We start from the raw sequence: 21476 nt of genomic DNA on the forward strand, positions 1-21476 counted from the left end.
TTTACGTCCTTCAAAAAATTAGAATATGGTGGGCTTATTTTGTATGGCCTTTCACGAATATATTTTCATACAAAAAAAATTTTAAAAAATAGCAGCCAGTTAACACGAAAGTGGCAGGGAAAAGCCTTGTAAGATCGCTTCCTAATTTCACGAATCATTTTTTGTGGCTTTTGCAATTCCCAATTCTTCAGGATAATTCCGTGAGTAAAAAACATAACGGAAACTGTTCTTTATAGATTTCTTTTCCTCATTATTTGCAGTTCAAATGAAGGTCATGTTCCTGCATCGTTTTAAAGATAGTTTTTACCTTACCTTGAATATCTAATTCTGCAAAGAATCATACTTTAAGAAGGCCCCCGATGAGAGGCCTTCTTCTGGAACAAACTCAGTTTTTAGTTATGGAAAATAGCTTTATAGGGTCCAATCGATAAGCAATCCAGCTTGAGCTAATCCACCGCCGAAACCATATAATAAAACCTTCTCACCACCACGGAGCTTCCCTTCTTTTATCCCTATTTCCAAAGATAAGGGAATTGTTGCTGAAGAAGTATTTCCATACCCCACTAAGCTATATAAAGTTCGTTCGATTGGAAAGCCGCTTCTTTCACATATTGACTCGATCATTCTTAAATTTGCACTATGCGGTACGAACCAATCAACATCATTCAATTGATATTCTGCATTTTTCACCACAGTTTGCATTCCTTTTGGAACGGTCGTGACAGCCCATTTATAAACCTCACGTCCGTTTTGTACAAGGTTGCCGCTATCATTTAAGTCTTCACCATTTATGCGTGTCGACAGGTTTGTACTATATAAATGTTTTCCGCCTTCACCCTCCGAATATAAATGTGAAGAAAGAAAACTTGGCTGTTTTTCATCATATTCTACAAGAACTGCTCCTCCGCCATCTCCAAATAAAATACAAGTGGCTCGATCTTCATAGTCCATAAGTTTTGATAAAGTATCCGCTCCAATAACTAGGATTTTCTTATTTAATCCCGATGTTACTAATCCGTTAGCTACATGGAGCCCATAAGTAAATCCTGCACAGGCAGCGTTTAAATCAATAGCTCCAGTATTCTTAATGCCTAGCTTTGCTTGGACTAAAGATGCTACACTTGGAGTGTTGAAATCAGGAGTAAAGGTACAGACAATGATCATATCAACATCTTCGACAGATTTATCATACCGTTCCATTAAATCCTTTACAGCTTTATAACCTATATCACTAGTAAACTCCTCTTCATGTGCAATTCTTCGTTCTTTAATACCGGTACGTTTAACAATCCATTCATCATTGGTTTCAACCATTTTTTCTAAGTCTTTATTTGTTAACCTTTTTTCAGGAACATACGAACCTATCGCAGTAATACGTGCTTTGGATTTGAACATAGAATAGCCACCTCGTGTGTATGAATTGCATCATTTTATAACTTGATATTAACACCTGGTACTAATTATAAAGCAAAAAAAATCTTATGCAACTAACCGTTACATTTAAAAAAGAGCGGGCGGGGCAAAGCAACTTTAAAGGAAAGCACCTGTTAGTTCAATACAATCTTTAGAGAGAATGCCAAAAGTCATCTTCAAGACATTTCCTCTAATAATATTAAATTCTGCTTGCCTTACTGAACTTATCAAAAAAATCCATACTACTAGTTGATGCAGATCTTATTTATGATGACGACAGATTTGATCTTGCCTTTCGAGGTTTTGTTCGACTGCATATGTAGTGCCCCATTCACACATTGTATTTAATACAGGTACAAATGATTGACCTAACTCAGTTAAACTATATTCTACTTTTGGTGGTACTACTTTATATACTTCTCTTCGGACAAGCCCATCTCTTTCCAGCTGCTTTAATTGGTCGGTTAAGACTTTCTGGGTTATGGTCGGTATTAGAATATAAAATTCTTTTGTCCTCATTGGTTTTTGACTCAGAAAAAAGAGGATTAAGCATTTCCACTTTCCTCCTACAGTATTCATGAAAATATTTATTCCCGTATTTAGACTCTTCATTCCTCATTCCTCCTGAATAGGCACATAAAGGTGGCTATGCCACTTTATTGTGCGTTATTTTCTTCTACATCATGGGTCCATTATACTCTGATTATAAAGCAAATATAACATTGGGAGTGAACACGATGAGTGTAAGAGAGACTATAGAAAAAAGACGTTCCGTAAGGCAGTATGATCCCCATTATAAAATTAGTCCAGAAACGTTGGCGACACTTATTGAAGGAGCAAGTAAATCTCCTAACGGAAACAATATTCAAGCAACCCGATACCTGGTTATAGATGAACCATATTTAAAGAATTTGTTACTGCCCATCGCTTTTAATCAACAACAGGTAATTGAAGCCTCAGTACTGATTGTTATACTAGGTGATTATCAAGCATTTGAAAAAGAAAATATCATAATGATACATGAGGATGAATTTCAAAAAGGTTATTTTGACGCATCTGTAAGAGATTATCTAACAAACGCGGCAATCAATTATTATCTAAATAAATCAAAAGAAGATTTAAAGGTTGAATTAATAAGAGACGCAAGCCTGGCGTCAATGTCGTTAGTTTTATTGGCGAACGAGGCAGGTATAGAAACCATTACAATGTCCGGGTATGATTCCGAACAATTAAAGTCAGCCTTAAACATTTCCGATAGGTATTTAGATGTTATGCTTATTGCCATGGGGAAAGGAATGAAAGAAGGTCACAAAACAGTAAGACACGATGTTAGCAAAGTCATTTATAAAAACAAAATATAGTGAGTGTATTGGAAAGAGGGTTAAAAAGAACCCTCTTCCTCTTTCTTCTTAATTTTTCGTAAAACTTTAGTGTTTTAGCTTGTAATAGGTTACCGCGAGCGCTAGGGCAAGAACTGTTCCTTTGATGATATCAATCGCATCCATGATAAGGAATCCGCTCAGGACTGCACCGCTGAAGCCTCCAAAGGCATTCGGTTTCCCGCTCCTAAAACGGAGGAACCAATGAAGGCTGCTGCGACGGCATCAATAGCGGGATCCTGAATTGATTTCCGATTTCATGCCCCTTAATGCAAGGACAATTCCCCCGATTGCAGCAAATAGAGCTGGAATCAGATGGGTATTAACTGATATCCCGGAAAGTCTAGCTGCTTCCTTATTTCCCCCAATCAAAAGGAATCAATCACATCTCTTACAAATTCCCATTCCAGGCGCTTTTGTTTAAAGCCTTCTTCCCCCACTGATGTAAGTCAATTTTGGCTAATTCAAAGCCGTACATATCCCTCCTATATAAAAGTGACTATCTGACCTTTTAAGATTCCCTTATTAACATCTTCTTCATATTGGAATTTACAGATCGTTTTTTTAGTTAAACCTGATTTAACACTCTCCTTTAGGTAAGTACCTATACTAAAAGTGCATACTTACGCACTTGCAGAGTGCACTTTATACTTAAAATAAATAATAGTTAAGGAGGAGAAATCTTTGAAAACTCTTGTTATCGTAGCACACCCCAGTCTGGAAACATCCATCATAAATAAGCGATGGGTAGATTCGCTAAGGAAATATCCGGAGAAGTATACAGTACACGAATTGTATAAGGTTTACCCTGACGGAAACATGAATGCGGAAAAAGAACAGCAATTAATCGAATCGCATAGTAATCTTGTTTTACAGTTCCCTTTTTATTGGTTTAATTGTCCGCCTCTCCTAAAAAGATGGCTTGACGATGTTTTTACTTATGGTTGGGCTTATGGTTCAAATGGAGGCGATAAATTAAAGAATCGCAAAGCGGCTTTAGCTGTATCTGCCGGAATTAACGAAGAGGATTATAGTGAAGAAGGAAGATATCGCTATACACTTGAACATTTATTATCTCCCTTTGAAACTACCTTCCTATACTGCAATGCAGATTATCGTTCATTCTTTGCGTTTTATGGTGCTGAAAATGAGCCAGCCGTGAGCGAATTGGAAAAAAGCGCACAAGATTATTTGAATTTTGTCGATAACCTATAATAGGCAGTTCATTAAAAAAGTATTTCCTTGTCAGGGAAATACTTCTTTTGATTTATCAAAATAGCTACACCTCCGGCTGTTTAGTATCCTGAGCTGGCAAACTGTTTTTCTCTCCCCACTCGCACATCATATTTAACAATGGGATGAGAGATAGACCACGATCAGATAATGAATATTCTACTTTTGGAGGTATTTGGGGAAATTCCTTGCGTATGATAAGGCCGTCTGCCTCCAACTCTTTTAACATGATGCTTAGCGTTTTAAAGGAAATGGTACCGATACTTCGCTTCAGTTGATTATGACGCATGACCTTATTTTCAGACAGCCAATACATTATGATCATTTTATATTTGCCACCTATCAAGGACAGCGTATATCCAAAGCCAGTTTCATTCGGTTTCACACCTGCCGGAACACAGGTTTCACGCATAAATTTACACTCTCCTTTAGATAAGTATATGATATGAATGTTCATACTTTACAATAGATCATTATCAATCTTATTAAAAGGTAAATAAGGTTCCTATAAAAATTACAATTGCGGTCAATCTTTATACTCCGACAATGAGGGTTCAAAAAGTGCTCCTGCCACCATTTTAGCGTAAGTAAAATGATGATGATCTCCTTAACCCATCCCTTTTTAAAAAGGAAAAATCCTGTTGCATTACAACAGGATTTTTTCATATTTTTGGATTTCTGTAGAGTAACGTAACGAATTCTTTTTAATGTTTTTGCTTATAATAGGTTACCGCGAGCGCAAGGGCCAGCACAGTTCCTTTGACGATATCCATCGCATAATACGGAACGGACATCATGATGAGTCCATTTTGAAGGATTCCGATCAGGACTGCACCGATGAAGGTTCCAAAGGCATTAGGTTTTCCCGCTCCCAAAACGGAGGAACCAATGAAGGCTGCCGCGACGGCATCCATTAAATAGGGTGACCCTGAATTGATTTCCGATGTCATGACCCTTGAAGCAAGGACAATCCCCCCGATTGCAGCAAATAGAGCCGAAAGCAGATAGGCAAGGATTTTGTATTTATTAACCGATATCCCGGAAAGTCTCGCCGCTTCCTTATTTCCCCCAATAATGTACATATAACGACCGTGCTTCGTATAAGTCAAAAAGATATGGGTCGCTATCACAATGACGGCCATGATCAGGATTATCCACGGTACCTGGCCAATTTTGGCGAAAAACGGGCTGATCAGTCCTGTTGCGAACGTCCCGTCTGGCATGACCATATTTTGCGAAACCGTGGCCCCTTTTGTATAGGTAAGGGCAATTCCCTGGATAATGAACATGGTAGCCAATGTCATCAGCATGTCGGGAATTCTCAATTTAACGATCATGAATGAATTCAAAGCCCCTACGAAAAGTGAGGCACCGACCGCAGCTAATATGGCGATGAATGTATCCTGGGAAAACCAGACAAACATCGAGATGACGATGGCATTGGCCAATGATGCGACGGAGCCGACGGAAAGGTCGAAGCCATCCACGGTCAGTGATATCGTAATGCCGATCGCAATGATGGTCACGATTGAAATGGAACGCAGGATGTTTATCAGGTTAGACGTTTGGATGAAAGATGGATTGGATACGGCGAAAATTCCAATCAGAATGATAATCGTCAATATTGTGCCGTATTTATAGAAAAAGTCGAATAGTTCCACCTTTTTCTTCGCTTTCGCTGTCTGTGTAACAGGAATGGGTATGCTCATCCTATTTACCTCCTGTTGAATAGAATAGTAGTTCTTCTTCATTCGTTTTGCTTGTTTCTAATTCGATGACAGTGCTCCCGTCATATAACACATAGGTCCGGTTGGTAATGCCAATGATTTCGGTAAGCTCGGAGGATGCATAAATGATCGCTTTTCCATTCCTTGCAAGCTTTGCAATCAATTCGAATATATCCTTCTTGGCTCCGACATCGACCCCTTTCGTTGGTTCATCGAATATGTATACATCCGCATCTGCCATAAGCCATTTTCCAATCGCAACTTTTTGCTGGTTACCACCGGATAGGTTTTCGACCTTCACTTCCCCTGAAGGTGTTTTAATGCCGAGACTTGCGATCATTTCCTTCGCCTTTTCCTTTTCCGCCTTACGATCGACGACACTGAATATTTTGCAGAATTTGCCGAGACTGGCTGCAGTCAAGTTTGCCGAGACTGATTCCTGTACAAGGACCCCTTCTTTCCTGCGTTCCTCAGGTACAAGTGCCAGCCCGCTTTTTACTGCTTCATGCGGTGATTTCAGAGAAAGCTTTCGACCATTCAGTATGACTTCACCCGCTGTGATGGACGTATGACCGAAAAGGGTTTTACACAGCTCCGTTTTCCCAGCCCCGACCAGCCCAGCCAAGCCGATTATCTCTCCTGCTTTAATATTCAGACTGACATTCTTAACTTTCTCGGCATCTGACAATCCGTTCACTTCCAGAATTACGTCTCCAATCGAAGCATTCACTTCAGGAAACTGTTCATCCATGGTTTTCCCGAGCATGTTCTCTACCACTTCGGTACGGGTTATGTCCTCGATTTTTCGACAAGTGACACGCTCCCCATTCCTCATGATCGTAATTTCCTCACAGATTTCAAAAATCTCAGGCAGACGATGTGAAATGAAAATGATTGCCACGCCTTTTTGCTTTAACTCATTTACAATTCGAAAAAGTTCTGTCGTCTCCGTATGACTTAACGGAGCAGTTGGCTCGTCGAGAATCAGGAATTTGCATTCTGTCGAAACGGCTCTTGCTATCAGGACCATCTGTTTTTCAGCCAAGGTCAGGTCTCTAACCAACTTTTTCGAAGGGACATGAATTTTCATATCTTCAAGAATAGAAGTGGCTTTGTTGTGCAGTTCTTTCCAATGTACCCTTTGTTTTTTTCCCATGTTTTGGACCATATCATTCAACATTACATTTTCCCCAACTGTTAAATAAGGGATGAGGGCGGTATCCACTTCCTGATGAACTATTTGAATGCCCTGTTCCTGAGCAGCTTTTGGCGAGCGGATATCCCGCTTCATCCCATCAATAAAAATGTCACCTGAATAATGAACATGGGCTCCCGATAAAACTTTCATTAACGTCGATTTCCCTGCTCCGTTTGCACCGACCAATGCGTGGGCTGTTCCTGATTGTACGGAAAAATCAACATCACTTAGCGCCTTCACCCCCGGAAATTCAATCGAAATCATCTTCATTTCTAGTTGCTTGCCCATGTCCATTCCCCCTTATAGAACAGACACTCCCTTCGCTGGAAAGAGAGTGTCTCTTTTTATTTTTTATAATGATCTTTCAAAACCTTCATCCAATCTTCTTCAAATTCCGTCGATACACCCCAGCCATCGACAATATCAGACAGGTTTGCCATGTTTACCGCTTCTTTTGAAGCTTGGATTTGCTTTTGCGAAATGAGTGATGCCTCCAAATCATATGTTTGCGGTGTTTCTTCACCCGCTAATTTTTTAGCCAATATCCTCATATTCACTGCACCGATCAACTTGGGATCGACTGCTGCCGTGTAGGACCAAGAGCTATCAGCCGATTGGATTTCCTGGAGATCTGCATTCGAAACATCAATTCCATATATCTTCACTTCATCGCGGCCCGCTTCTTTAATCGCCCGGGCTGCACCGATGGCAAAGGCATCCCATGTTGCGAAAATGGCATCCAATTTGCCTTTAGGGTATTTATTCAGCATTGCGGCTACAGCATTTTGTGTCTGAACCGAAGTATCAGCGGATGCCACTCCGAATCTTTCGACTTCTTTAATCCCTGGATTTTCTTTTAGTTTTTCCTGATAGACTGCATTTCTTCTTACCATTGGAGGAAAACCATCCACCCAAAGATATGCAATTGCCGCTTCACCTTTCTGTTCTTTTATCAGTTTATCGAAAGCCAATGTTGCCAGCGCTTCATCATCTTGTGAAGTTAATGTCACGCCCTCTATTTTAGATAGATCGCTTATTGAATCGAATGTGACAACGCTTTTACCTGCATCAACCAACTTCTGAACGTCATTTACAGTTGCGGCATCATCACCATGTGAAATGATATAGCCGTCGTAATCTTCCTCCAAAGCCTGTGCTATCGCATCATGGAATTTAGCCGTATCACCATTGGCTGTGTACGTATCGACCTGAAACCCCAGTGCTTCTCCTTCTTCTTTCGCCCCCGCCAGGTATTGGGCAGTATGATCATCACCGCCAATTTTACGGATCACTTTGATTTTGGCTCCATCGCCATCAGCAAATCTCTCCGGGACATTTTCAAATGATACTTTTTCTTCTTTCTTCGATTCTGTGGAACTCTGCCCTGCAGAGCAACCCGTTAAAAGCAAAGCCGAAGCGATGGCAGAAATGAATATCCCTTTAATAGACCTTCTCATCTTGTTCCCCTCCATGTTTTCTAATTAGTCTTATCAGTTAAGTCGGTGTAAATCCCAAAATAAAAACCTCTCTAATATAGAGAGGTTTAATCGGCTGTTTTGCAGACTTGTCCCTCTCTTATCTGTCAAAACATTTCTGTTTTGCAGGATTTAGCACCAATTCCTAATGGAACGGTTGCTGGGCATCTTAGGGCCAGTCCCTCCGCCACTCTTGATAAGAGATATATTGTGTTACGTTTTCGTAATTATCACTTTATAGGGATATAGTCGTAAAGTCAATAGATTTTTGAATATTTGAAATGTTTCCTGTTATTTTTATTTTCTTTGGAGCTGGGCTAGACGCTTTTTCTCGATTTTTTCAAGCCTCTCCAACTGCCTTAATTTCACTTCGAACAACGTGATCGGATCACGGTAAACCTCAGGATTTTCTTTCATATGCTCCAATGCAGCCTGGTAGTCTTTTATTTCAGTCTGAGTCTGCTCTATCGTTTTTTGAAGTAAGGCAAATGAACTGCGATAGAAAAGTGAGATGTCCCGATCCAATGATTTTTCAAACAATCCAAATTGGGTTAGGAAACGTTCCGTGATCATTTCAGCAACATCCAGGTAATCTTCACTTTCCAGGTATTTCTTGTAACGATTGTACATATTGGCCTTATTTTGCGGTATCGCCCCAAATAGCTTACCTGCTCCTTTAAGCAGCAATTGTGATGGAGTCCTGCGCAAAAGGATATTGACGTTTTCGATGCGGATACTGCTTGTCATCCGGTCGGCATCACGGCGCCAGTCATCCAATACCCTGAAGTCACCTGCCAGTGTAATCCGTTCTTCTTTGTATAATTCATTGAATCCGGCACTCATCTCATCCATGAACTGCTGGCTTTGTGAGAACTCCATTTGGGAACTGGCAATCCAGTCTTGAAGAGAACGGTAATATTGAGGCATGATCTTGTCAGAAATGAAGTTTTGAATCCGCTCATTCATTTCCTGGTTTAACTGTACATGGACCTGACTGAAATCACTGCTTTCCGTTAACGATTTAGAGCAATCCCTCAGTAATTCAGGAATTTTTGAATATAGCTGACTTTTCACTTCGTCCTTAAGCGAACGATACGACCTTATGATATTTTCACTTTTTTCTTTTTCCAGATCAGCCAGTTGATTGACCGCTCCATTCAGTTTGACTTCCATCTGCTCATTCCAAGAGATGGAATGCTCGCATTTCCGCTCATTGGCTGTCCGTTTTTCTAATAGATAAGATAAAGTTTTACGAATGAATGCCAGGATTTTTTCAGATCTTCTTTCCTTCCAATTATCATCTTGATAATTCGATTGAAGGAAGGCTGAAAGGTCCTTCAATTGCTGCCTGCTGTCATAATGTTTGGAGAAAGCGAACACTTTCGCATTCGGGAAATATGCATTCACTTTATCCCATGTTTCGTCTTCCATCCGGACTGCGACCTGATCACTGTATATCGTATCCATTTTATTTAATAGGAAATGGATCGGCAGTTTAGGTGCCATCATTTGAATTTCCAATAACAGATCCCTTTCGCTGCCGGTGAAAGGAGCCCGGGCGTCAAGAACGAACATCAGGCCATCACTGCCATGTAAATAGCCTTGGAAATCGGATTCCACGCTTTGTTCCCCATTGAACCCCGGTGTATCCAATAATCGCAAATGATTATTTCTTAGGTAGTCACTGATGATTGTCACATCGACTATAGTCCCGCGCTGACGGCGTGTTTCATCCAAATCAGTTAGCTCCTCGACAACTTTGCTATCTGTATCGGTAATTTCAAGGATTTCCAAATCATCCCCGTCTTTGACACTGACTAGGGAAGAATGGTCCTCAGCAGCAATGCTCTCTCCAACGATTGACTGAATAAAGGATGTCTTGCCATTTCCTGTACTTCCTGCAAGAAGGAGATTGAAATTGCTGGTATCTTTAAGCCCCTCCACCATCCATTTAAGCTTATTTCCAACCCTTAAATCATTATCTTCAGCCCACTGGATAATGGAATTGAACAGTTTCTCTCCCGCTTCCAGTCCGCCTCCCAATTTAGGCGATTTCGAAAGCAGGCTCTCCGCATCCTGAATGACCAGCGCATTAATCGTATCCGGGAAGATTTCATTCCAGGACAACGTGGATGCCGCCGCAAACAGCGAAAGCTCCCCGTCTGCGATTTTGAGCCAGTTTTCCAGCAACCTTGGCACGACAGGACTTAATTCTTTGATTAGATGCGTTCCTTCTAACAAACCTGCATATGCATCCCTGTAATAGACGGAAAGCTCATCCCATACATCCGCATGGTTCAATTCGATGTTATCTATCAAATTATTAATCACTCTTAACCATTCGAAATAAGCATCCGTATATTTATAATTTTTCCAAAGGGCAACCGTCATTTTCTCGAAACGTTCCTGGTCGAGTGTGTATAGCGAACCAAGGACAGTTGAGAAATAATCCGGCTCCATCGATTGGGCAACACCCTGCTGGATATACGTTTTCAGCACATCGAACCAGCCCATTGACTCTGTACGGATACTTTCATTCGCCGCTAATACCACCGCACTGTTCCAATCCTTTTGTTCTTCAAAAAAGGCGCGTGCAATTTCAGTGACATTCGGGTAGTCTGGTTGAAACTCGACTGCTTCTTTCACGACTTTGGAAGCCAAATCATTTCTTGATTCCACTATGTACAGGGAAAACAGCTGCAAAAGAACTTCTGTTTTCAAGACAGCTTCATCCGTATCGACGGATTTATAGATATCCTCTGCGGTTGAATACATTTCCAATTCAAAATACGCATCAGCGATGTTTTTCTTCGCCCATGAACCAAGTTCCCCTTCTATGTTTTCCCATTTAAAAATGGCTGCTTCATAGTCATGGTGCTGAAAATATACCTCTCCTTGAGCAAATCTAATTGCGGTTAAATCGGATCTTTCCTTTTTTTGTTCCACGAGGAACATTTCACCCAAAGCTTGAATGGGATGCTTCCTTGTATCCTCAAGCATCGTTTCATAATATTTTTTTCCGATCAGACGTTCGTCCATCTTTATTCCCCCGATATATTTCATATTTTCAATTAAAGGATCATCACTGATTCTATAAGACTCATAGCAGACCTAATATTCAATTTATAGGTTCCTTTAGTTAAAAAATCATTTACAAAACCTTAAAATGTTATTTTAACAAAACAATATGGTAACAACATGTCACCACTCTTACAATTTTAAAACAGAACCAACTAGAACTGTAATGTTTTTAATAAACCGATACAGAGATGTCATTTCCATTTTCGAGAAAATATGTTTTTCTAGTTTTACCACATATCAGCTAGAAGTGAGCGAACCATTCTCCATCCCTCTAAATGACCAGAAGCCCAGCCCTTCAACTTACCTATAAACGGTAAAAAACAAAATCACTCTGGCTCGTCCATTACTTGATCCCCATTTTTGCATTCATATAAAAAAGCAGTACCCTCATTCATAAAAGGTAACTGCTCACTGATAAGCTCCGAACAGTACTTGTCCTTTGACGAATTAGGATTATACCCCTGTACGCTTACGTTGGTTATTCGGCTTTTTGGTCAACTGGCTTTTTAGCTGTTTCGTTTTCTTCACAACGCCTGTTTCCAGTTTATCTTTACTTGATCCTGCTTGCTTTTGAGCCAGTTTTTGTTTGACTGCATCCGCCAGGCTTAATTTTTTATTTTCAGACATGTTGTTGTCTCCTTTAGTGTTCTGCCTTCTATTATAATATAGTTGCGATTAGAAAGATAATAGGGAGTAATATCCTATTCTTCTTCAAAAAACACTCTTGATAAAGTTGGTTTCGCCAAATGGGGACTAATTTCCTGCTCCTTTGAAAGGATTAATGATAAATTATGTTGACTTCATAATCAGAATTTGCTAAATTATCTTTATATTATAAAATCTATGAAGAGAAAGAGTAAGATGAGAACCCTGTTCCACAGAGAGTCGACATGTGGTGGAAGTCGATGTCCAAGGCCTATCCGAAAATCATCTCTGAGATGCAAAGCTGAAAATGCAGTAGGCTTTGACGGGTTTCCGCCGTTACAATGGATCACGTATGAATTCGTACGTTGACTGAGTGCCGCAGCTTCTTTGAAGTGCGGAATATGGGTGGTAACGCGAGCACAAACTCGTCCCTGATTTTTCAGGGGCGAGTTTTTTATTTGCACAAAACACTTTAATTAGCCTTTTTCAGGCCAGTCGGCGGGAGTTATCATTTTAAAAAAAGGAGAAATCACCATGAAAAAAACAGACACATTATTTATCGGCCTTATGCTTTTCTCAATGTTTTTCGGAGCCGGGAATCTCATATTCCCTCCATTTTTAGGAGCATCTTCTGGAACTTCTTTCTGGCCAGCCATCGCCGGTTTTGTCGCCACCGGAGTCGGCCTGCCAATTTTGGTGCTTCTTGCAGTCTCACTTGTTAAAGGCGGCGCACAAACCATCGGTGCCCGGGTACATCCCCTATTCAGCACGTTGTTCATGGTCGTAATCTATTTAAGCATCGGGCCGTTTCTGGCCATTCCGCGGAATGCGAATGTTGCCTATGAAATGGGCTTCAAGCCGTATCTTGGCGACTCTGTGGATCAACCACTATTTCTATTCATGTTCACAACCATATTTTTCATCATCGTTTATGCCATTTCATTGAATCCGGAAAAAATGGAAACCTTCATGGGACGCTGGATCACTCCCGTTCTACTTTTGTCGATGGTCATTCTCTGTGTCGTTGGGTTCGTAAAGCTTGATGCTCCTTTCCAAGCTCCAACCGAAGCATATGCTGCAGGTGCCTTTTCGAAAGGGTTCATCGAAGGCTACAACACGATGGATGCTTTAGCTGCCTTGGCCTTTGGGATCGTCATCCTTACTTCAATCCAGCAAAGGGGGATTTCCGAACGAAAACAATTGACGAGATATACAGTAAAAGCGGGTCTCATCGCTGGCGTTTTGCTTTCTTTAGTTTATATCTCCTTAGGTGTAATGGGAGCACGCATGGCGGCCGGTGGGTCATTCAAAAACGGAACGGATATCCTCACTGTCGCTTCCACCCTTTTACTAGGAACCGGCGGGAAGGCCCTTCTTGGCATCATTTTCACTTTGGCATGCTTCACCACCGTTGTCGGGTTGACGACTGCTTGCGGACAGTATTTCTCGAAACTTTTCCCCAAGCTGAACTATAAAACCGTCATTCTGATTGTAACAATCGTCGGTTTCATCCTTTCAAATATGGGTCTGAATCAAATTCTGAAAGTATCTGTACCATTCCTTGTGATGGCTTATCCGCTAACGATCGTCCTGATTGTCCTGACATTCTTCAGCCGTCATTTCAAAAATCCTAAGAAGGTTTATCGCAGTGCAATGACTTTCACAGGAGTCTTCGCCTTGATGGATGGGCTGAATGCTTTTGGCTTACAATTAGGACCCGTACAAACCTTGACTGATGTCCTTCCCCTTTCCGCTTACGGCATGGAATGGGTCATCCCTGCTCTCGTCGGTACAGCCCTTGGCATTCTGCTCAGTCAAATCGGACAAACAGCTTCCGCTGAGGAGTTGGAAGTCGAAACACTATAATAATGAAGTAAGCAGGTGATCTTTCCGGTCATCTGCTTATTTTGTACACACCTTCATTGCTTTATTTTGGAAATCGGCAACTACTTTTTGTTATGATGGTGTCAAAGGAGATGATAAGTAATATGTCTAAGCAAACCCGTATTGGTAAAACAGATCTGTATGTAAACCCGATTGGCCTTGGCACGAATGCAATTGGCGGACATAACCTTTTCCCTAATCTAAGTGAGGATACAGGAAGGGATGTTTTGAGAACGGCATTGGAAGAAGGAATCAACTTTTGGGATACAGCTTACATTTACGGTCCTGAACGTTCAGAAGAACTTATCGGTGAAATCCTTAAAGAGAGCCGCAAACGCGAAGACATAGTCCTTGCCACTAAAGGGGCACACAAATTTGTCGATGGCAGCATCGTTTTTGATAACTCTCCCGCTTTTCTGAAAAATGCCGTGGACTCGAGTCTAAAAAGGCTCCAAACAGACTACATCGACTTATTCTATATCCATTTCCCTGATGGTGATACCCCTAAAGATGAAGCAGTAGGTGCCTTAAAGGAATTGAAGGATGCAGGCAAGATAAAGTCAATCGGCGTCTCTAACTTTTCGTTTGAACAATTGAAGGAAGCGAATAAAGACGGCTATGTCGATGTCCTGCAATCCGAGTACAATCTATTCAAACGGGAGGCAGAACAAGACCTGCTTCCCTATACAGCCGAAAATGATATTTCCTTCATTCCTTATTTCCCCCTTGCTTCCGGTTTGCTCGGCGGCAAATATAATCAGGATTCAACATTCGATGACGGCCGGGCAAAAAGTCCGCTTTTCCAAGGACAAGCCTTTGTAAGCAACCTGCAAAAAGTGGAAGAAGTACGGGCGATCGCCAACAGGAAGCATACCGATGTCGCCGATGTCGTACTAGCTTGGTATTTAACCAGGCACTCGATAGATGTACTGATTCCCGGAGCGAAAAAACCAGAACAGGTCACACGCAACCTACAAGCATTGGACGTCGATTTAACCATGGATGAAATCGCCGAAATCAGTGCCATTTTCGCTTAATATAGATGTGTGAAAAGGCTGTTCAGCTAAAGTTGAACGGCCTTTTTATCCTGTCCAAAATTGACTGATAAGGCCCCCTATATTGCTTAGGTACCCCTATTTTGCTATATTTAGTGAATATTCCATAAATTTAGGGAGAGGCAGTCTGATGAAAAAATCTATTGTTATTTTATTTCTTATCTTGGCAAATTTGTTCTGGGCCGGTAATTATATATTCGGAAAGTACGTTGTGACCGAACTTTCCCCGATCCAACTAACCTTTGCGCGATGGCTAATCGCCGTTTTCTTATTGTTTCCTTTAGCGCAATGGATTGAAAAACCAGACTGGAAGAGTGTATGGAAAGCCTGGAAATTACTATTAGTCATGGGTGCACTCGGAATCATCAGTTATAATTTTTTCCTTTATTGGGCTCTGACCTATACAACTTCCATGAATGCAGCTCTTGTCAATTCCATGAACCCTGCATTAATTGTTCTTTTTTCCGCTTTGCTGTTAAAGGAGAAAATTTCATCCCTACATGCACTTGGACTTATCATATCTTTATTCGGCGTTTTATTGGTCTTGACAAAAGGACACCTTCTGGATATATTCCAGCTCAATTATAATAAAGGCGACCTATTGATGATCCTGGCGATTCTCGTTTGGACCTTCTATTCTATAATCGGTAAAAAACTGAAAAACATTCCGATCATCTCAGCTACTGCCGTTTCCGTATTTCTCGGTTTGTTTCTCATTGCTCCATTTGCCATTGGCTCGGGAATGAACCTTGATTTAAGCAGTAAAGCCATCACCGGTCTTTTATATATCGGGATTTTCCCTTCTGTCGGCTCATTTATTTTCTGGAATATTTCCCTTCGCCATATCAATGCCGGTCAGGCTGGGATTTATCTAAATCTGATTGCTGTATTTACCGCCATTCTTAGCCTTATTTTGGGTCATGCGATTACGACCATCCAAACCCTCGGTGGCCTCCTTGTTTTCCTCGGCGTCTACCTGACAAGCAAAAAGAAAAAAGCAGATCCGTCAGCTGTCACGAAGAACATGTAAAGGGCATCCAGTGATACACATCAACGAACGCTTTCTTCTCTTTTCCCCTTGTCTATGCACCATGATTTACGTTATCCTTTAAAGAAGAAAATCTGAATGTAAAGGTGTGCTTTAGTTGAGGATCAATAAATTTATCAGTGAATCCGGAATTACCTCGCGACGAGGCGCAGACAAATGGATAGCCGAGGGCCGTGTGACGATTAATGGCACTGTAGCTGAGCTCGGCAGTCAAGCTGAACCCGGCGATGATGTCCGGGTGGACGGCAAGCCGATAAAAGTCGAACAGCAAAATGTCTATATTGCACTGAATAAACCGATAGGGATTACAAGTACGACCGAAAAACACATAAAAGGGAACATCGTTGATTTTGTAAATCATCCGCTTCGCATTTTTCATATCGGACGGCTGGACAAAGACTCAAGCGGTCTGATCCTTCTTACAAATGACGGAGATATCGTTAATGAAATCCTTCGTGCAGAAAACAAGCATGAAAAAGAATACATCGTAACCGTGGATAAGCCACTTACCGCTTCCTTCATCAAAGATATGTCATCCGGAGTGGAGATTTTGGATACGAAAACACTTCCTTGTAAAGTTGAGCAGTTGACCAAATACACATTTAACATCACTTTAATGCAAGGACTGAACAGGCAAATCCGCCGTATGTGCTCCGCACTAGGTTATGAAGTCCGAGATTTACATCGAATCCGGATCATGAACATCCATCTGGACGGACTGGCGATCGGACAATGGCGCGACCTGACCGAGGATGAATTGACGGAACTATTTAAGGAATTGGATTATTCCCCTAGGAAAAGATGATAATGATGATGCCCCCAGAATTCCGGGGGCATCGCTTTTTTAATTTCAGAAGGATTTCCTGTAATCATTTTGCTTTTATTCGTAGTTTTGCTGATTTACTCGTGAGCTTTGCGGTTTTACTCGTGAGCTTTGCGGTTTTACTCGTGAATTTTGCGGTTTTACTCGTGAATTTTGCGGTTTTACTCGTGAGTTTTGCACTTTTACTCGTGAATTCCGCGGGGAGCTCCACGCATTTTATGATAATGAAAGGAATCTATTTTTAAAGACATTGATTACCAAAGCGGTTTTGTTTCTGGATCTACTCTTTTCCTGTCAATTACTATGGGCTTTATTCTTTTCATTTCTCCTCTGCGAAGGACCCACTACCCTTTCGCTGTAAGTTCTTCTCAAGCAAGCATGGCAAAACACATGATGGAATAAGTGGCCGCCACCTATCACACCAATTTTAAGGTTTCCATGATTTCATCGATGGTTGCCCCGGCATGTAAGCAGTCCTCCATGTGATGCATCATCGCATCGGCTGACTATGAAATGACCAATCCGATAATGGTGTACTTACCCGAACTGGCGTTTAAATACTTTACTGGCGAAGAAGTAAGCGATGACCATGATGCCGACGCACCAGGCAAGCGCAATCCAAATATCGTTCCCAACAGACCCTTCATACAAAAGGGCACGAATCGCATTCACGATTGAAGTCACTGGCTGGTTCTCGGCGAACGCACGGACAATTTTAGGCATGGTTTCGGTGGGGACGAAGGCCGAACTGATAAACGGCAGGAAAATCAGCGGGTACGAGTAGGCTGTCGCCCCTTCCAAAGACCCCGCTGTCAATCCAGGAATGACCGCCAGCCATGTCAGCGCCAGCGTAAACAGCACGATTATCCCAGCTACCGCTAGCCAATCCAGGATATCAGCGCTGGAACGGAAGCCCATCAAGAGTGCGACGAGGATAACCACGACGACAGTAAGCAAATTGGATATTAGCGAGGTCAACACGTGAGCCCACAATACCGACGAGCGCTTGATGGGCATGGTAATGAAACGCGCCATCAACCCGCTCTTTACATCTGTAAACAGCCTTACTGAGGTGTAAGCGACGCCGGATGCGATAGCCATCAGCAAGATTCCCGGCAATAAATAATTGACGTAGTTGTCCGTGCCTGCCTCTATGGCGCCGCCAAATACGTAGACAAACAGCAGCAGCATCATAATCGGCGTGATCGCCACCGTGATAATTGTATCCGGGCTGCGCATGATGTTGCGCATTAAACGCCCTAGTAATACCCCTGTTTTGCTTTTCATTTACATCTCCTCCTTTTTGCCGATGATTGCGAGGAAAATTTCCTCCAATGTCGGCTGCTTCTCGATGTACTCTACTTTCGCTGGCGGGAACATCTCCTTGAGTTCGGTAAGGGTCCCGGTCGAGATGATTTTTCCGCCATGCAGGATGGCGATACGGTCCGCCAATTGTTCGGCTTCCTCCAGGTACTGGGTCGTCAGCAAGATTGTCGTTCCGCCGCCAGCTAGCTCCTTGACCGTATTCCAGACTTCAATCCTCGCTTCGGGGTCAAGCCCTGTCGTCGGTTCGTCGAGAAAAATGACTGCTGGCGTCCCGATCAGGCTCATGGCGATGTCAAGCCGGCGCTTCATCCCGCCGGAATATTTATCCGCCCGGCGGTTGGCCGCATCGGTCAGGCTGAATCTTGCAAGCAGATTGTCGGCGACTTGAGCGGGATTGGAAACTCCCCGCAACTTGGCGATCATCAGCAGGTTTTCCCGCCCGGTAAGCATGCCGTCTATAGCTGCAAACTGCCCTGTCAGGCTGATGCTCTGGCGAACCTGATCCGGTTCACGCTGAACGTCAAAGCCGCAAATACCTACTTCGCCGCCATCGGACTTCATCAGCGTCGAGAGGATGTTGACCGTCGTCGTCTTGCCCGCTCCATTTGAGCCCAGCAGGGCAAAGATTTCGCCACGCCGCACCTCAAAATCCACCCCCTTTAAGACTTCATTGTCTTTAAAGGATTTTTTTAACCCTTTTACAGTAATCGCTGCATTGCTCATACTTTTTCCTCCTTTTAATAGCGCAGTAATGCCGCTTGTAAGATTCGTATTTATCCTTCCGAGCGCCTAGCGGACTAGGTTGCCTATTCTCCTCTATTTAGTCTGACTGATAATCTGTATAACTTACTACCGAGTTAAAAATATAACTGAATAGCGAAGGTGGCATTTCACATTTGTAACCAGCTATTCAGTCGGAATTATTTATTGAATTTATTTTTTCCCAATCGCTTCATGATACTGTCATTCAAATCCTCACGATATTTGGCGAAATAGGTTCTAGCATTTGCCACTAGTTCGTCGGCAAAGGACGCCACATCGTCCCCAGTGATTTCTAGCACTTGCCTGCCTTCCGCAGCACCGGCTTCGAACAACTCGATTAATTCATACTGCATGTGCAGCATATCCATCCCGTTGCCCGCTGAGAAATTCCACATATAGTTTTGAATTTTCTTAAATACAAATTGGTAGTCCTCTGGTAGGGCTTCAACCCGTGCCATCATCATTTTATACTCTTTTTTATCACCAATCATTTTTTTGAATAATTCCATCATGTTATTTTTCCTCCTTTTTTATAAACAAGACACTCCAAAAATAGCGTACGGAATATCTTATGAAGCTAGATTGACTTTAAGACATTGATTTTTGATGATACAAAATCCCATTTTTTCCAAAACAATTCAAGTTCCTGGCGTCCAGCCTCATTAAGTGAGTAAAACTTGCGGGGCGGCCCCATATCTGACGGTTTCTTCTCTATGTTCACCAGTTTTTTCTTTTCTAATCGCACGAGGATGGTGTAGACCGTCCCTTCCACGACTTCAGTAAACCCAAGCTCATTCAGGCGGCGGGTAATCTCGTAGCCATAGGTTTCATGGCGGCTGATGATTTCCAGCACGCAGCCTTCCAGCGAACCCTTCAGCATTTCAGTTAAATTTTCCATGTTCAGCCTCCTCTATTTGTGACTTATATTAAAACGTAGTTCCGAGGGAAATTTTTATACTGAATAGCTTTTGGGAAATCACGCTATTTAGTATTACTTATTACAACTAAACTGTAACACCGAGTAGCAGAAGTGTCAACTTTCTTTCTTAAAAATATTTCTGCAACTTCACTACTCGGTGATATTGGTATCTTGCGTTACTTACTACAAGGTATGCTGTAACACGCAGTAGGGTGACTGTCAAATTGATTTTTTTAAAAAACCAGCTCTCTCCATAAGATACAGCCGACGTACATTATGCTGTTTTACTCGTGAATTTCACTTTTATCCGTGAGTTTCGCACTTTTACTCGTGAATTTTATGCTTTTACTCGTGAGTTTCGCACTTTTACTCGTGAGTTTCGCACTTTTACTCGTGAGTTTCGCACTTTTACTCGTGAATTATACTGTTTTACTCGTGAGTTTCACGCTTTTACTCGTGAATTTCACTTATCCACTTTTGCACGAGTGAGGGCGAAAATAAAAAGCAACCTGCATTAGGCTGCTCTTTTCGGCTCTAAATTATACCCACCATAAATCAGTTGGACTTTCGTTGATGAGTACAGTTTTCAGATTGGTTACGGCCCGTTGGAATCCTTCTTCAACTGACATCAGCGGATCTTCGTGTTCGATGCTGACGACGTAATCGTAACCGTATGTGCGAAGGGCGCTCATGATGTCGGACCACTCTTGCAGGCTGTGGCCGCATCCTACAGAGCGGAAGTTCCAGGCACGGCTCTGGATATTGCCATAAGGCTGCATGTCGGTCAATCCATACATATTGATGTTATCCTGATCCAGGTATGTGTCTTTTGCGTGGAAGTGGTAGATTGCTCCCGCTTTCCCTAGGATTTTGATGGCTCCGACTGGTTCGATGCCCTGCCACCAAAGATGGCTTGGATCAAGGTTGGCGCCTATTGCATCAGATGTAGCTTCCCGCAGTTTTAATAAGGTGTAGGGTGTGTGGACGAGAAAGCCCCCATGCAGTTCAAGGCCGATTTTTATATTGTGTTCATCGGCAATGGCGGCCACTTTCTTCCAATAGGGGATCAATTTTTCTTCCCATTGCCATTTCAGCACATCTGTATACTCATTCGGCCATGGGGCTACGGGCCAGTTTGGATATTTAGCTCCTTCGTGATCACCCGCTGTACCAGAAAAGGTATTGACCACCGGGACGTTCAGTAAGGATGCAAGTTTGATTGTTTTGATCAGTGTTTCATCACTTTCTTTAGCGAAGGTTTCATCAGGAGAGATTGGATTGCCATGGCAGCTGAATGCACTGATCGTTAACCCTCTTGTTTGAACGGCTTCGAGGTATTCTTGGCGCTTTTCTTCACTTTCGAGCAGTTCATCGAGTGGACAATGGATATTCCCTGGATACCCGCCTGTACCGATTTCAACTGTTTTTAATCCGGAATCCGCGACATAATCAAGCATATCCTCGAATGATTTTTGAGCAAATAGCACTGTAAAGATCCCTAATTTCAC

The 21476-nt window shown here is 42.2% G+C and carries 19 protein-coding genes, 1 pseudogene, 1 riboswitch and 1 other annotated feature; of the genes and pseudogenes, 6 read left to right on the plus strand and 14 right to left on the minus strand.

Features of this window, described 5'->3' with window-relative positions:
• Window positions 1-411: 411 nt before the first annotated feature.
• On the minus strand, window positions 412-1395 hold the full coding sequence (locus AC3WLU_RS18930) for a ketoacyl-ACP synthase III (RefSeq protein WP_187050439.1): 984 nt from the start codon (window positions 1393-1395) through the stop codon (window positions 412-414).
• Between the two features lie 279 nt (window positions 1396-1674).
• Window positions 1675-2025 (minus strand): winged helix-turn-helix transcriptional regulator, encoded by a 351-nt coding sequence (locus AC3WLU_RS18935; RefSeq protein WP_057278559.1) that lies wholly within the window; start codon window positions 2023-2025, stop codon window positions 1675-1677.
• A 125-nt stretch (window positions 2026-2150) separates the two neighbouring features.
• Here AC3WLU_RS18935 and AC3WLU_RS18940 point away from each other — a divergent pair, with 125 nt between their 5' ends.
• The gene (locus tag AC3WLU_RS18940; protein WP_057278558.1) at window positions 2151-2774 is read left to right on the plus strand and encodes a nitroreductase family protein; all 624 of its coding nucleotides are present in this window, start codon (window positions 2151-2153) and stop codon (window positions 2772-2774) included.
• Window positions 2775-2840: 66 nt separating this feature from the next.
• On the opposite strand, the pseudogene AC3WLU_RS18945 reads toward AC3WLU_RS18940, so the two are convergent.
• Window positions 2841-3164 (minus strand): annotated as a pseudogene (locus AC3WLU_RS18945) (ABC transporter permease); the annotation flags it as partial.
• A 312-nt stretch (window positions 3165-3476) separates the two neighbouring features.
• Between AC3WLU_RS18945 and AC3WLU_RS18950 the strand changes: the two are divergent.
• On the plus strand, window positions 3477-4007 hold the full coding sequence (locus AC3WLU_RS18950; RefSeq protein WP_492597738.1) for an NAD(P)H-dependent oxidoreductase: 531 nt from the start codon (window positions 3477-3479) through the stop codon (window positions 4005-4007).
• A 64-nt stretch (window positions 4008-4071) separates the two neighbouring features.
• Here the strand turns inward: AC3WLU_RS18950 and AC3WLU_RS18955 are convergent, their stop codons facing one another.
• From AC3WLU_RS18955 to AC3WLU_RS18980, 6 genes are all read right to left on the minus strand, one after another.
• A complete protein-coding gene (locus AC3WLU_RS18955) occupies window positions 4072-4437 on the minus strand; it encodes a winged helix-turn-helix transcriptional regulator (RefSeq protein WP_063577474.1) in 366 nt (121 codons plus the stop codon).
• A 292-nt stretch (window positions 4438-4729) separates the two neighbouring features.
• On the minus strand, window positions 4730-5734 hold the full coding sequence (locus tag AC3WLU_RS18960) for an ABC transporter permease (RefSeq protein WP_034305912.1): 1005 nt from the start codon (window positions 5732-5734) through the stop codon (window positions 4730-4732).
• 1 nt (window position 5735) lies between these two features.
• Complete coding sequence (locus AC3WLU_RS18965) at window positions 5736-7238, minus strand: sugar ABC transporter ATP-binding protein (RefSeq protein WP_413003004.1); 1503 nt, start codon at window positions 7236-7238, stop codon at window positions 5736-5738.
• A 56-nt stretch (window positions 7239-7294) separates the two neighbouring features.
• The gene (locus AC3WLU_RS18970) at window positions 7295-8407 is read right to left on the minus strand and encodes a sugar ABC transporter substrate-binding protein (RefSeq protein WP_048685529.1); all 1113 of its coding nucleotides are present in this window, start codon (window positions 8405-8407) and stop codon (window positions 7295-7297) included.
• 115 nt (window positions 8408-8522) lie between these two features.
• Window positions 8523-8628, minus strand: a riboswitch (SAM riboswitch).
• Between the two features lie 94 nt (window positions 8629-8722).
• Window positions 8723-11464 (minus strand): GTPase domain-containing protein, encoded by a 2742-nt coding sequence (locus tag AC3WLU_RS18975; RefSeq protein ID WP_413003008.1) that lies wholly within the window; start codon window positions 11462-11464, stop codon window positions 8723-8725.
• A gap of 495 nt (window positions 11465-11959) precedes the next feature.
• Window positions 11960-12133 carry a hypothetical protein gene (locus AC3WLU_RS18980; RefSeq protein ID WP_164468807.1) on the minus strand — a complete coding sequence of 58 codons (174 nt, stop codon included), beginning with the start codon at window positions 12131-12133 and terminating at the stop codon, window positions 11960-11962.
• A 207-nt stretch (window positions 12134-12340) separates the two neighbouring features.
• Window positions 12341-12587, plus strand: a binding site (T-box leader).
• Between the two features lie 98 nt (window positions 12588-12685).
• On the opposite strand from AC3WLU_RS18980, the gene brnQ reads away from it, so the two are divergent.
• The 4 genes from brnQ (at window position 12686) to rluF (ending at window position 16943) form a co-directional block, all read left to right on the plus strand.
• Window positions 12686-14017 carry a branched-chain amino acid transport system II carrier protein gene (brnQ, locus tag AC3WLU_RS18985; protein WP_492597739.1) on the plus strand — a complete coding sequence of 444 codons (1332 nt, stop codon included), beginning with the start codon at window positions 12686-12688 and terminating at the stop codon, window positions 14015-14017.
• A gap of 122 nt (window positions 14018-14139) precedes the next feature.
• Window positions 14140-15072 (plus strand): aldo/keto reductase, encoded by a 933-nt coding sequence (locus tag AC3WLU_RS18990; RefSeq protein ID WP_098184936.1) that lies wholly within the window; start codon window positions 14140-14142, stop codon window positions 15070-15072.
• Window positions 15073-15220: 148 nt separating this feature from the next.
• On the plus strand, window positions 15221-16120 hold the full coding sequence (locus AC3WLU_RS18995; RefSeq protein WP_492597740.1) for a DMT family transporter: 900 nt from the start codon (window positions 15221-15223) through the stop codon (window positions 16118-16120).
• A gap of 115 nt (window positions 16121-16235) precedes the next feature.
• On the plus strand, window positions 16236-16943 hold the full coding sequence (gene rluF, locus AC3WLU_RS19000; protein ID WP_034305927.1) for a 23S rRNA pseudouridine(2604) synthase RluF: 708 nt from the start codon (window positions 16236-16238) through the stop codon (window positions 16941-16943).
• A gap of 555 nt (window positions 16944-17498) precedes the next feature.
• On the opposite strand, the gene AC3WLU_RS19005 is transcribed toward rluF, so the two are convergent.
• The 5 genes from AC3WLU_RS19005 to AC3WLU_RS19025 form a co-directional block, all read right to left on the minus strand.
• Complete coding sequence (locus AC3WLU_RS19005; RefSeq protein WP_187050434.1) at window positions 17499-18248, minus strand: ABC transporter permease; 750 nt, start codon at window positions 18246-18248, stop codon at window positions 17499-17501.
• Entirely contained in the window at window positions 18249-19010 is a 762-nt protein-coding gene (locus AC3WLU_RS19010) for an ABC transporter ATP-binding protein (RefSeq protein ID WP_145506820.1), read from the minus strand. It abuts the gene before it with no gap.
• A 197-nt stretch (window positions 19011-19207) separates the two neighbouring features.
• A complete protein-coding gene (locus AC3WLU_RS19015; protein WP_034305937.1) occupies window positions 19208-19561 on the minus strand; it encodes a DUF1048 domain-containing protein in 354 nt (117 codons plus the stop codon).
• Window positions 19562-19626: 65 nt separating this feature from the next.
• Window positions 19627-19947, minus strand: coding sequence for a PadR family transcriptional regulator (locus tag AC3WLU_RS19020; RefSeq protein ID WP_016131412.1), 321 nt, complete (start codon window positions 19945-19947; stop codon window positions 19627-19629).
• A 560-nt stretch (window positions 19948-20507) separates the two neighbouring features.
• On the minus strand, window positions 20508-21476 hold the full coding sequence (locus tag AC3WLU_RS19025) for a sugar phosphate isomerase/epimerase family protein (protein ID WP_057278546.1): 969 nt from the start codon (window positions 21474-21476) through the stop codon (window positions 20508-20510).

The sequence above is a fragment of the Peribacillus sp. FW305-BF15 genome (genome assembly GCF_058783805.1).